Annotated in this window: 9 protein-coding genes; 5 read left to right on the top strand and 4 right to left on the bottom strand. The window is 66.6% G+C overall.

All coding sequences use genetic code 11. The features are described 5' to 3' along the window. Positions 1–5: 5 nt before the first annotated feature. The 3 genes from AC1Q6E_RS04990 to AC1Q6E_RS04980 are packed head-to-tail and all read left to right on the top strand — an operon-like array spanning position 6 to position 3,971. Positions 6–1,097, top strand: coding sequence for a cell division protein ZipA C-terminal FtsZ-binding domain-containing protein (locus AC1Q6E_RS04990; protein ID WP_152795028.1), 1,092 nt, complete (start codon positions 6–8; stop codon positions 1,095–1,097). A gap of 53 nt (positions 1,098–1,150) precedes the next feature. Further along, complete coding sequence (gene ligA / locus AC1Q6E_RS04985) at positions 1,151–3,175, top strand: NAD-dependent DNA ligase LigA (protein WP_492572322.1); 2,025 nt, start codon at positions 1,151–1,153, stop codon at positions 3,173–3,175. Between the two features lie 34 nt (positions 3,176–3,209). After that, positions 3,210–3,971, top strand: a complete 762-nt coding sequence (locus AC1Q6E_RS04980) for an S-methyl-5'-thioinosine phosphorylase (RefSeq protein WP_152795024.1) — start codon at positions 3,210–3,212, stop codon at positions 3,969–3,971. 27 nt (positions 3,972–3,998) lie between these two features. Here AC1Q6E_RS04980 and gstA read toward each other — a convergent pair whose 3' ends face one another. The 4 genes from gstA to map form a co-directional block, all read right to left on the bottom strand. Then, entirely contained in the window at positions 3,999–4,607 is a 609-nt protein-coding gene (gstA, locus tag AC1Q6E_RS04975; protein WP_152795022.1) for a glutathione transferase GstA, read from the bottom strand. A gap of 40 nt (positions 4,608–4,647) precedes the next feature. Then, on the bottom strand, positions 4,648–7,164 hold the full coding sequence (locus tag AC1Q6E_RS04970) for a glycogen/starch/alpha-glucan phosphorylase (RefSeq protein WP_492572321.1): 2,517 nt from the start codon (positions 7,162–7,164) through the stop codon (positions 4,648–4,650). A 126-nt stretch (positions 7,165–7,290) separates the two neighbouring features. Beyond that, complete coding sequence (locus tag AC1Q6E_RS04965; protein WP_492572320.1) at positions 7,291–9,891, bottom strand: [protein-PII] uridylyltransferase; 2,601 nt, start codon at positions 9,889–9,891, stop codon at positions 7,291–7,293. A gap of 10 nt (positions 9,892–9,901) precedes the next feature. Then, a complete protein-coding gene (gene map, locus AC1Q6E_RS04960; protein WP_296561036.1) occupies positions 9,902–10,714 on the bottom strand; it encodes a type I methionyl aminopeptidase in 813 nt (270 codons plus the stop codon). 418 nt (positions 10,715–11,132) lie between these two features. Between map and rpsB the strand changes: the two genes are divergently transcribed. Both rpsB and tsf read left to right on the top strand, forming a co-directional pair. Beyond that, entirely contained in the window at positions 11,133–11,882 is a 750-nt protein-coding gene (rpsB, locus tag AC1Q6E_RS04955) for a 30S ribosomal protein S2 (RefSeq protein WP_152799982.1), read from the top strand. Positions 11,883–12,138: 256 nt separating this feature from the next. Further along, positions 12,139–13,020: a translation elongation factor Ts gene (gene tsf, locus AC1Q6E_RS04950; RefSeq protein ID WP_492572319.1), complete on the top strand. Its 882-nt coding sequence runs from the start codon at positions 12,139–12,141 to the stop codon at positions 13,018–13,020. Positions 13,021–13,101: the final 81 nt, after the last annotated feature.

The following is a 13,101-nucleotide window of genomic DNA, read 5'->3' as shown; positions in this document are numbered from 1 at the left end:
CACCAATGAGTGATCTACAAACCGGGCTCATCGCCCTTGGCGTTCTGGCCATCGTCGTCGTGCTTGGACTGAACTGGTGGCAGGACCGCCGTGCCCGCAAGCAGATACAGGACGGCTTCCCCGATTCGGGCAAGGATCCCTTGCTGCACGGGGCCGAGGCGAGCCTGCCCAAGGCGGACGGCGTGCGCCGCGAGCCCGGACTCGGGGCGGGTGAAACCGCCGAGGCCGACGCCGTGGGAGGCCTGGACACCCAGGCGACCGGCGCGGGCGCGCCGCCGCAGCATGACGCGGACGAGGCCGACGAGGCCTGCGAGACCGTCATCGACGTTTCCTTCCTCGAACCCGTTCCTGGCGACGAACTGGCCGCCTTCACCCAGGGCATCCGCCACGCCGGCCAGAAATCGCTGCGCGTCTTCGCCGAAACCGCCGAGGGGCTGCACCGCTCCGCCATCCGCAGCGGCGAGAGCTACGCGTCGGTCCAGGTGGCCGTGCTGCTGGCCAATCGCAGCGGGCCGCTCAGCGCCGGCGAATGGGCCGAGGCACTGTCGCGCTCGCGCGTGCTGGCCGATCGGTTCGACGGCACGGTGGAAGCCAGTGATACCCAGGCTGTCCTGGACCGGGCCAACAAGCTGGATGCCGTCTGCGCCGCGCTCGATGCGCAGGTCGGACTGACCCTGGTGGCCAGCAGCCGCCGCTGGTCCTCGGGCGACGTGCTGACCGCCGCGCGCGAGGCCGGTTTCTCGTCCATCCACGACGGCCGCCTGCCTTGGGTGGACCAGGATGGCGCGGTACGTTTCACGCTGGGCCGCAGCGATGGCGTGTCGCTGGGCTCGGCCGGCCCGGCCACCATCGGCCAGCTCAGCCTGATCCTGGACGTGCCTCGCGCTCCCGCCCATGAGCATGCCTTCGCGCAGATGGCCCAGGTCGCCCGCGGGCTCGCCGCGCGGCTGGAGGCGACGGTGGTCGACGACAACGGCCGGCCCCTGGCGGATGGTGCCGAGGCGGCCATCGACAAGCAACTGCTGGCGCTGTACGCGCGGCTGGAACAGTCCGGCCTGAAGGTCGGTTCGGTGCGTGCCCTGCGGGTATTTGGATAAGTCACGCGGGCGGAGTGGATATGGTGTCGGGGGGCGATCGGGAAAACCAGGCCATGCAACGGGCGGCGCAGTTGCGCCAGGAACTGGCCTTGCACAACGCCCGTTACTACGTGATGGATGATCCGCTGATCAGCGACGCCGAGTACGACGCGCTGTTCGCGGAACTGGTCGGGCTGGAACAGGAGTTTCCGCTCCTGGCCACGCCCGATTCTCCCACTCAGCGGGTGGGTGGGGCGCCGCTGACGGCTTTCGGTTCGGTCAGCCACGCGGTACCCATGCTGTCCTTGAACAATGCTTTCGAGGACGAGGACGTCGAGGCCTTCGACAAGCGCGTGCGCGACGGCCTGGAGACGGACTCTTGCGTCGGGTATGCCTGTGAGCTGAAGCTGGACGGACTGGCGGTGAGCCTGCGCTACGAAGAGGGCCGGCTGGCCCGGGCGGCCACCCGGGGCGACGGCCAGACCGGCGAGGACATCACCGCCAACATCCGGACCGTCCGGTCGATCCCGCTTACGCTGGCGGGGCCCGTGCCCGAGGTGCTGGAGGTCCGCGGCGAGGTCCTGCTGTTTCGCAAGGACTTCGAGCGCCTGAACGACGCCCAGCGGGAAGCGGGCGAGAAAGTCTTCATCAATCCTCGCAATGCCGCGGCGGGCAGCCTCCGGCAGCTTGATCCGCGCATCACCGCCCGCCGTCCGCTGCGCTTCTTCGCCTATGGCTGGGGCGAGATACGCGGCAGCCTGCCGGGCAAAGAGGCCTTCGTCGACGCGCCTCCCTTCGATACCCACATGGGCATGCTGGACTGGCTCCAGGAGCTGGGCATGCCGGTCAACCGCGAGCGCAAACTGGCGGCGGACGCGGCCGGCCTGCTGGCGTTCTACCGGCGGGTGGAAGGGCTTCGTGCCTCGCTGCCCTACGATATCGACGGCGTGGTCTACAAGGTCAATGCGCTCGACGCGCAGCGCAGGCTGGGATACGTTTCGCGCGCGCCGCGCTTCGCCATCGCGCACAAATTCCCGGCGGAGGAAGCGACCACCGAACTGCTCGGCATCGAGGTGCAGGTAGGCCGTACCGGCGCCATTACGCCCGTGGCCCGGCTCAAGCCGGTATTCGTGGGCGGCGTCACGGTCACCAACGCGACGCTGCACAACGAAGACGAGATCGAGCGCAAGGACGTGCGCATCGGCGATACCGTGGTGGTCCGCCGTGCCGGGGACGTCATTCCCGAGGTCGTGACGCCCGTGCTGGACAAGCGTCCGGCCGACGCGCGCAAGTTCGTCATGCCTACCGAGTGCCCGGTGTGCGGGTCGGCCATCGAGCGGCCCGAGGACGAGATCATCGCGCGCTGCACCGGAGGCCTGTTCTGCGCCGCGCAGCGCAAGCAGGCGCTTTGGCATGCCGCCCAGCGCCGGGCGCTGGACATCGAAGGACTGGGCGAGAAACTGATCGATCAACTGGTCGAGCGTGGCCGCGTGCACACGCTGGCCGATCTCTACACGCTGAACGCGGAAGAGCTGGCCGGGATGGATCGCATGGGCGAGAAGTCCGCGCACAACCTGGTCGAATCCATTGCCGCGACGCGCACGCCGCCGCTGGGAAGGTTTCTTTTCGCGCTGGGGATACGGCACGTGGGCGAATCCACGGCCCGCGACCTGGCGCGCCATTTCGGCAACCTGGATGCGGTCATGGACGCGGCGGAAAGCGAGCTGCTGGCGGTGCCGGACGTCGGCCCGGTGGTGGCCGCGTCCATCTTTCGCTTTTTCGCCGAACCGCACAACCGGGAGGTCGTGGCCGATCTGTTGCGCAACGGCGTGACGCCCGGCACGGAAACCGTCGTGGACCGCACCGCCGGCCCGATCGGCGGCAAGACCTTCGTGCTGACCGGCACGCTGCCCACGCTCACCCGCGAGGACGCGGCCGAGCTGATACGTGCCGCCGGCGGCAAGGTGACCGGTTCGGTGTCCAAGAAAACCCACTATGTCGTCGCTGGCGCCGACGCCGGCAGCAAGCTCGCCAAGGCCCAGGAGCTCGGCATCGCCGTGCTCGACGAGGACGGCCTGAAGGCCTTGTTGCAGTCTTGACAGGGCGAAGCGCCGCTTCGCCGGAAGGAAAACCATGCAGGCAATCATCGGAGGCACCGGCCTCTACCATCTGACCGGCCTGGTCGTGACGCGCCGCCAGGTCGTGCGCACGCCCTATGGCGAACCCTCGGGGGCGCTGACCTACGGCCGTATCGGCGACGGTCCCGAGATCGTCTTCCTGGCCCGCCACGGATATGGCCATACGCTGGCCCCGCATCGCATCAACTATCGCGCCAACCTGTGGGCCCTGCACGAGGTGGGGGTGCGGCGCATCGTCTCGGTGGCCACCGTGGGGGGCATCACGGCCCCCCTCCTGCCGGGCGCCATTGTCGTGCCTGACCAGATCATCGACTACACCACGGAACGGCCCCGCACTTTCTTCGAGGGGGGCGACCAGCCGGTGGCCCACGTGGACATGACGCAGCCCTATGGGGCCGCGATGCGGCACGACCTGCTGGAGTCGGCGCGGAAGTGCGGCGTGGAGGTGGTCGACGGTGGCGTCTACGGCTGCACGCAGGGCCCACGGCTGGAGACCGCCGCGGAGATCCGCCGGATGGGGCGGGATGGCTGTGACATGGTGGGCATGACCGGCATGCCCGAGGCCGCCCTGGCCCGGGAACTCGACCTGGACTATGCGGCCCTGTGCCTCGTCACCAACGATGCGGCGGGCCAGCGCGCCAGCGTGGGCGAGATCTCCATGCAAGGCATGCGGGTGGTGGTGGACGACAGCATGCAGGATGTCCACTGCATTCTGGGGCAACTGGTGGGCGCCGGCTGCGCGGACGGGACCGCCTGAGGCGGATCGGTCCCGCCGCCTGGGCGGTCAGCCCAGCAGGCCTTCGGCCTTGAGCGCCGCCTGCACCGCCGGGCGCTGCGCGATCCGTTCGCGGAAAGCCACGATGGCGGGCCAGCGCGACAGGTCGTAGTTCAGGCGCGAAGCCCACCCGGTGGTCACGAACAGATAGATGTCGGCCACGGAAAAGCCGCCGGGCATCAGGTATTCGCGCTGGGACAGCTCGCCTTGCAGGTAGTCCAGGCGCGTGGCCAGGATCTGGCGGAAGATGTCCTTGCCTTCTTCGCTCAGCGTGGGCTTGAACATGGGCGAGAAGCCCTTGTGGATCTCGGTGGCGATGAACACCAGCCAGGTTTGCAGCGCGTAGCGCTCGGCGCTGTCGGGCGCGGGCGCGAGCTTGCGCGCGGGCGCGAGGTCGGCCAGGTACTGCAGCAGCACGGCCAGTTCGGTCATCACCACGCCGGGCGACACTTCCAGCGCCGGTACGTAGCCCTTGGGATTGATCTTGCGGAAATCCTGCCCGCTTTCGGTGGTCTTGGCCTTGAGGTCGACCTTTTCCCACGTGAAGTCGATGCCTGCCTCGCGCAGGGCGATGTGGGGCGCCTGGGAGCATGCGCCGGGGGTGTAGTAGAGCTTCATGGAACCTCGATGAAAGGACGGGAGGAAAACAATTATTCTCTCACCTCAGAGTGTGTTCCATCTCGGCCTCGTCGTACAGATCGACCGGCACCGGCCCGACGTTCCAGATCTGCCCGGCGTACTCGCGGATGCTGCGGTCCGACGAGAATTTGCCGGAACGCGCGGTGTTGAGGATGGACATGCGTGTCCAGCCCTCGGTGTCGCGATAGGCCTGGCTCACGAGATCCTGGCACTCGATGTAGGACTGGTAGTCCGCCAGCAGCAGGTAGGGATCGTGCCGCAGCAGATTGTCGACCAGGGGCCGGAACAGCCCGGTGTCGCCGCGCGAAAAGAAGCCGCTTCGCACCAGGTCGAGGCAGGTGCGCAGTTCGCTGTGGCTGTGGTAGTAGTCGCCGGGATGGTAGCCCGCGGTCTTGATGTGGCGCACCTCCGCGGCGGTATGGCCGAACAGGAAGAAATTCTCGGCTCCGACCTGGTCGCGCAGCTCGATGTTGGCGCCGTCCAGGGTGCCGATGGTCAGCGCGCCGTTCATCGCGAATTTCATGTTGCCGGTTCCCGAGGCTTCCTTGCCCGCCAGGGATATCTGCTCGGACAGTTCGGCGGCCGGATAGATGCACTGGCCTTGCGTGACGTTGAAGTTGGGGATGAACACCACCTTGAGCTGGTCGCGCACGTCGGGATCGTGGTTGACCACCTCGCCTACCGAGGTGATCAGCTTGATCATCAGCTTGGCCGTGTGATAGCCGGGCGCGGCCTTGCCGCCGAAGATGAACGTACGCGGCAGGAGGTCGCGCGCGCGGCCCGATTTGAGCCGGTGGTACAGCGTGACGACGTGCAGGATGGCCAGGTGCTGGCGCTTGTATTCGTGGATGCGCTTGACCAGCACGTCGAACATCGAGTCCGGGTCGACCTTCACGCCGGTGCGCCGCAGGATCAGCGCGGCCAGATCCACCTTGTTGGCGCGCTTGACCGCTCGCCATTCCTGCCGGAAGGCTGCGTCGTCGATGTAGTCCTCGATCAGGCGGATGCGGGGCAGGTCGGTCACCCAGCCGTCGCCGATGGCGCCGGTGACCAGCGAGGTCAGCCGCGGATTGCTCAGGACCAGCCAGCGGCGAGGCGTGACGCCGTTGGTGATGTTGGTGAATTTCTCGGGCCACATCTCGTAGAAATCCTTCAGCAGCCCATGCTTGAGCAGGTCCGAGTGCAGTTCGGCCACGCCGTTGATGGCGTGACTGCCCACGCAGGCCAGATGCGCCATGCGCACGTAGCGCTCGCCGGTTTCGTCGATCAGGGACAGGCGGGAGATACGGGATTCGTCTCCCAGGAAATGGATGCGGACGTCATTCAGGAAGCGCGCGTTGATCTCGTAGATGAGCTCCAGGTGGCGCGGCAGGATGCGCTGGAACAGGGCCAGGGGCCAGCGCTCCAGCGCCTCGGGCAGCAGCGTGTGATTGGTGTATGAGAAGCAGCGGGTGGTGATGCCCCAGGCCTGGTCCCACGGCAGCAAGTGTTCATCGACCAGCAGCCGCATCAGTTCGGCGATGGCGATGGCCGGATGGGTATCGTTGAGCTGGACCGCGAACTTCTTGTCGAAATCGCCGACGGTGCCGCCGCGGGCGAGGTGGATGCGTATCATGTCCTGCAACGAGCACGATACGAAGAAGTATTGCTGCTCCAGCCGCAGTTCCTTGCCCTGGGCGGTCTCGTCGTTCGGGTAGAGCACCTTGGTCAGGTTTTCGGAGGTCACCTTCTTGTTGACCGCGCCCAGGTAGTCGCCCTGGTTGAAGACCGAGAAATCGAAAGATTCCGTGGCCTCGGCCCGCCACAGGCGCAGCGTGTTGGTGGTGTTGACGCGATAGCCGGGGATGGGCGAGTCGAACGGCACGCCCACCACGGTTTTCTCGGGGGCCCAGCGCACGCGCAGATAGCCGCCCTCGTCGGTGTGCTGCTCGGTGTGGCCGCCCAGCTTGATCTCCACCGCCCATTCGGCGCGCTGGATTTCCCAGGGGTTGCCGTAGCGCAGCCACTTGTCGGTGTTCTCGACCTGCCAGCCGTCGATGATGGTCTGGAAAAAGATGCCGTACTCGTAGCGGATGCCGTACCCGAAGGCGGGAATCTGCCCGGTGGCCAGCGAATCCAGGAAGCAGGCGGCCAGGCGGCCCAGGCCGCCGTTGCCCAGGCCGGGCTCTTCTTCCTGGCGCAGGACCTCGCCGAAGTCCAGCTTCAGTTCGGCCAGGGCCTCGCGCACGCTGTCGACGATGCCCAGGTTGATCAGGTGGTTGCCCAGGTGGGGGCCCATCAGGAATTCGGCCGACAGATAGGCGACGGTGCGCGGCGCGGTCCGGTTGTACTGGGCCGTGCTGCTGATCCAGCGTTGCAGGCTGCGGTCGCGTATCGCGTGCGCCAGGGCCAGGTAGAAGTCGTTCTTGCCCGAAATCTTCGGAAACTTGCCTATCGTGTAGAACAGGTGGTCGAAGAAGGCACGCTTCAGGCTTTCCTTGGAGAACGACGTGCGGTCGTCATTGCCATTGGCAGGCGGGGGAACGGGTGCGGACACGTGCGGGGCTCCCATCGGTACGCCGCCCCTGGGGCGGAGCGACCCGGCTATTGTTGCTTTCGGGATCCGGGCGGCGCAAGCCGCATTTTCAATTGGTTAAGCCTGCGATGGTTCCGCCGGGGCGGATCACTGCAAGGCTTCCAGCAGGTCCTGCTCGAACTGGATCTGGCTGCGCGCGTTGTTCAGCGTGTCTCCATCGATCAGGAAGGTGTCCTCGACCCGTTCGCCCAGCGTCATGACCTTGGCCGTCTTCAGGTTGATGCCGTGCTTGACGAAGGCGCGCGCCAGGGCGTGCAGCAGGCCGGTCCGGTCGGACGCCGTCACGCTCAGTATCCAGGACTGCCCGCGTTCGTCGGGCCGCAACTCGATGGTGGGCGTGATCGGGAACATGCGCGATTGCCGCGACCGGCGCGGGCCCAGCGGGACGGATTGGCCCGCCGCGGCCGGTCCGATGGCGGTGGGCGTGGCCAGCCGCTGGGTCAGTTCGTGCTCGACCAGGCTCAGCAGCGACCGCTGTTCGCTGGGCGTGCCCTGGGCCAGCACGATGAAGCTGTCCAGCGCCCACCCATGGCGGGTGGTGTGGATGCGGGCGTCCTGGATGCTCAGGTGGCGTTCGTCGAAATAACCGCAGATGCGGGCGAACAGATCGGGCTGGTCCTTGGCATAGACCACGATCTGCAGCCCTTCGCCGATGGGCGCCAGGCGGGCGCGCACGATGGGCGCCTCGCTGTTCACCTTGTTGTACAGGTGCCGGGTCTGCCAGGCGATCTCGGGCGCTTCGTGGCGCAGGAAATAGGCCACGTCCAGCTGTTTCCACAGCGCCTCGTGGGCGTCCTCGGTCAGCCCCGCCAGCCGCAGCGCGCCCAGCGCCTCTTCCTTGCGGTTTTCCAGGATGGCCCGGGAGTCGGGAATCTCGCCGCCCAGCGCCCGCCGCGTCTTGACGAACAGGTCTTCGAGCAGCTTGCCTTTCCAGGCATTCCAGACCTTGGGGCTGGTGCCGCGTATGTCGGCCACGGTCAGCAGGTAAAGCGCGGTCAGGTGCCGCGTGTCGCCCACCCGCGCGGCGAATTCCTGGATGACCTGGGGGTCCGACAAATCCTTTTTCTGGGCCACCGAGGACAGCGTCAGGTGGTGGCGCACCAGGAACTCCAGCAACTCCGCGTCGGGCTTGGCGAGGCCATGCTCGCGCGCGAATTTGCGCGCTTCCGCCGCGCCGAGTTCGGAGTGGTCGCCACCGCGGCCCTTGGCGATGTCATGGAACAGGGCCGCCGCATACAGGATCCAGTGGCCGTCGAAATTGGCGATCAACTGGCTGCACAGCGGGTATTCGTGCGCGTGCTCGGGCATGGTGAAGCGGCGCAGGTTGCGCACCACCATCAGGATGTGCTGGTCCACGGTGTAGGCGTGGAACAAGTCGTGCTGCATCTGGCCGACGATGCGGCGGAACGGCAGCAGATAGCGGGGCAGGATGCTCAGTTCGTTCATCCTGCGCAGTTCGTGCACGATGCCGCGCTGCTGCTGCAGGATGGACAGGAAAAGGTGGCGGTTGACCGGGTTGCGCCGGAACTGGGCGTCGATGCGCCGGCGCGCGTGCCAGATGGCGCGCAGCATGCGGGCCGACATGCCCTTGAGCGCGGGTTGCTGCTGCATGACCAGGAAGGCGCGCAGCAGCAGCGTCGGATTGCGTTCGAACGCGTCGTCCCGGAACATGTCCAGCCGTTCGTGCAGGCTGCGGAAATCCTCGTCGATGGGCTGGGCCTCTTCGCCGGGGTGCGCGAACAGGCGTTCCTCCAGGTTCTGGACCAGGACGGTGTTGAGCTGGGTCACCAGCTTGGCCGCCCAGTAGTACCGCTGCATCAGCATTTCGCTGGGGCGGCGCGCGCTGCCCGCCTCGATGCCGTATACCTTGGCCATGGCCGGCTGGATATCGAACACCAGGCGATCCTCGCGCCGTCCGGTCAGCAGGTGAAGTTCGATGCGCAGCCGCTTGAAGGCCTGCTCGGCGCGCCGCAGGTGGCGGGCCTCGTCGGCCGTCAACAGCCCCGCGCGGGCCACCTGGGCCCAGGTCTTGCCGAAGCCCGCCGCCCGGGCCATCCACAGGATGACCTGCAAGTCGCGCAGGCCGCCGGGAGATTCCTTGCAATTGGGTTCCAGCGCATACGGCGTGTAGTTGTACTTGGTGTGCCGCTGCTGCATCTCCAGCTGCTTGTCGTGGAAGAAGGCGCGCTTGTCCAGCCGGCCGCGCATGGCGGTCTCGAACTGGCGCATCAGCGTCCGGCTGCCCGCCAGGTAGCGGGCCTCCAGCAAGGCCGTTTCCACGGTAATGTCCTTGGCCGCCTCGGCCATGCATTCGTCGACGGTGCGGGCGCTGTGCCCGGGCTCCAGGCCGATGTCCCACAGCGCCGTGATCAGGGCGCCTATCCTGGCCTCATCGTCGTCGTCCGGAGGTTGCCGCAGCAATACCAGCACGTCCACGTCGGAGTAGGGGTACAGCTCGCCCCGGCCATAGCCGCCCACGGCCGCCAGCGTCGCGCCCTCGGGCAGCGGATGGCGTTCCAGCAGGGCCGCCAGCGTGCGGTCGACGATGCGCCGCAGCTCGGTCAGCAACCCATCGGCGCGAAGATTCTCGCGGTAGGTGGCGATCGCGCGTTCGCGCGCCGCCCGCATGGTGTTGCGCAGGTCCTGCAACTCGTTCAGGGCGGGCGAAGTCAGCGTGGCGGTGGACATGGGGAGGGGGTCAGGCGGCCTTGGCGGCGACGAAGCTGGGCGGGGCGGGCATGCCGGGCGAGACGGTCAGGGTCTCGTAGCCCGTGTCCGTTACCACCACCGTGTGCTCCCACTGGGCGGACAGGCTGTGGTCCCGCGTCACGATGGTCCAGCCGTCGGCCAGCTCGCGGATTTCCCGGCGCCCGGCGTTGATCATGGGTTCCACCGTGAAGATCATGCCCGTCAGCAGCTCGATGCCGGTGCCGGGTTTGCCGTAGTGCAGCACCTGCGGGTCTTCGTGGAACACCTGGCCGATGCCGTGGCCGCAGAACTCCCGGACCACGCTGTAGCCGTGCGCCTCGGCATGCTTCTGGATGGCATGGCCGATGTCGCCCAGATGGGCGCCGGGCCGGACCTGTTCGATGCCCAGCCACATGCATTCGTAGGTGACCTGCGCGAGGCGGCGCGCCAGGATGGACGGTTCGCCGGCGAAGAACATGCGGCTCGTGTCGCCGTGCCAGCCGTCCTTGATGATGGTGACGTCGATGTTGAGCGAGTCGCCGTTCTTCAGGACCTTGTCGCCGGGGATGCCATGGCAGACCTGGTGGTTGACCGACGTGCAGATCGCCCCGGTGAAGGGCGGGTAGCCCGGCGGCGCATAGCCGATGGTGGCCGACTTCACCTTCAGTTCGTCGGTCATGTATTCCAGGCAGAGCCGGTCCAGTTCGCCGGTGGTCACGCCGGGCTTGACGTGGGGCGCGATGAAGTCCAGCACGCTGGCCGCCGCCTGGCAGGCCTCGCGCATCTTGCCGACGTCCTCGGCCGATTTGATGGTGATGCTCATGATCTGCATTCCCGCGCTATCCGCGCTCCATGATGGCTCCGGGTCGCCAGCGCCGCTCGAAGCGGCCTGCGAGGGCTTTCTTGTAACAAGACGCGACGAAGGCCAGGGCGTGGCCGGGCGGGTCGCTTGAGCAGGTGGCCCGGAAAATAGTAGAATTATAGGCTTCCTGTGATTTCAGGAAGCAAAACAGGAAGCAAGAGGCCCGAACGGGTCGGGGGGCCAGGAGTGATTCCTGGGTGGCGGGGCGCCGTGTGGTGTACCCATCATGCCAGAAAGCCTGGAGTTTCTCCAGGGATGCCTTCTCCCGAACGTTCAGGCCGGATCGTCAGCCGCGCGCCGTGTCATCCAGGGTGCCGGCCGGGCCAAGCAAGGCCTGGCGGGTGCTGATGCGGTGCAAGACCCAACCCTCGGAGTCAATATGTCCGTTAGCATGCGCGAAATGCTGGAAGCCGGTGTCCACTTCGGTCACCAAACCCGCTTCTGGAACCCCAAGATGGCCCCCTATATCTTCGGCCATCGCAACAAAATCCACATCATCAACCTCGAGAAGACCCTGGCCCTGTACCAGGACGCTCTGAAGTTCGTGCGTCAACTGTCGGCCCGTGGCGGCACGATCCTGTTCGTCAGCACCAAGCGAGCCGCTCGCGAGATCATCGCCGAGGAAGCGCAGCGCTGCGGCATGCCCTACGTCGACAGCCGCTGGCTGGGTGGCATGCTGACCAACTTCAAGACGGTCAAGACCTCCATCAAGCGCCTGAAGGACATGGAAGCCATGCAGGCCGAGGGCGCGACCGAGCGCATGAGCAAGAAAGAAGCGCTGATGTTCCAGCGCGAGCTCGAGAAGCTGAACAAGTCCATCGGCGGCATCAAGGACATGAACGGCCTGCCGGACGCGATCTTCATCATCGACGTCGGGTATCACAAAATTACCGTCACCGAAGCCAAGGCGCTTAACATTCCGGTCGTCGCCGTGGTGGATACTAACCACTCGCCGGACGGTGTGGCCCATGTCATTCCGGGCAACGACGACTCGTCCAAGGCGATCGCCCTGTACGCCCGTGGCGTGGCCGATGCCGTGGCCGAAGGCCGCGAGCAGGCCCTGCAAGGCGTGGTGGATGCCGTGGCCGAAGGCGGCGACGAGTTCGTGGAAGTCGAAGGCGAGGAATAAGCTCCCCCCTACGCGCTTGCGCGCGCCCCCCAGGGGGCGATGCGGGTGGACCGGAAGGGAAACCCACCCCTACGCCCTTCGGGCGCCCCCTCAAGGGGGCGATGCGGGTGGGCCGGCGGAGCCGGATCCACCGCATCCTGGGTCTGGGCCGGGGCTGGGCTTTCGCAGGTGAATGTCTGAAGGGGCCTTGTGCCCCTTCTTTTTAGTCAAACTATATTTCCGCCCTTGTGGAGGGCGGAAGATGTCAGGAGTAATCATGGCCGAAATTACCGCAGCAATGGTCAAGGAACTGCGCGAGAAGACCGACGCGCCCATGATGGAGTGCAAGAAGGCGTTGACCGAGGCCGATGGCGATCTGGCCAAGGCCGAGGAAATCCTGCGCGTCAAGCTGGGCAGCAAGGCCAGCAAGGCCGCCGCCCGCGTCACCGCCGAAGGCTTGGTGGCCCTGTATGTCTCGGCCGACGCCAAGACCGGCGTTGCCGTCGAAGTCAACAGCGAAACCGATTTCGTGGCCAAGAACGATGATTTCGTCCAGTTCGCCAACGATATCGCCGAGTTGATCGCCAAGGCCAACCCGGCCGACGTCGCCGTCCTGTCCGAACTGGCGTTCCGTGACGGTACCGTGGAAAGCGTGCGTACCGCCCTGGTCGGCAAGATCGGCGAGAACATCTCCATCCGCCGCTTCACCCGCATCGCGACCGAGAACAAGCTGGCCCAATACGTCCACGGCGGCCGCATCGGCGTGCTGGTCGAATACTCCGGCGACGAAGCGCTGGGCAAGGACCTCGCCATGCACGTCGCGGCCACCAAGCCGAAGGCGCTGGACGCCTCGGGCGTGCCGCAGGACGACATCCAGCGGGAGCGTTCGGTTGCCGAGCAGAAGGCCGCCGAATCGGGCAAGCCCGCCGATATCGTGGCCAAGATGGTCGAAGGTTCGGTCCAGAAGTTCCTGAAAGAGGTTACGCTGTTGTCGCAACCGTTCGTCAAGGACGACAAGCAGACCGTCCAGCAGGTGCTGAAGGCCAAGAACTCCGCCGTCCAGCAGTTCGTGCTGTACGTCGTGGGCGAAGGCATCGAGAAGAAGGTCAACGACTTCGCCGCAGAAGTCGCTGCCCAGGCGGCTGCGGCAAAGGGCTGACCCCCTGTGGCTTTGCCCCCCGCGCGCTGATGCGCGTCCGGAATGGCGGGGCCCGGAGCCGCTGCGCGGCAGCCCCCCAGG

The organism is Pigmentiphaga sp. MLSB6-MA01, from assembly GCF_058793475.1.
The sequence above is the reverse complement of the archived record's forward strand: the minus strand, read 5'-3'. Positions and strand labels throughout refer to the sequence as shown.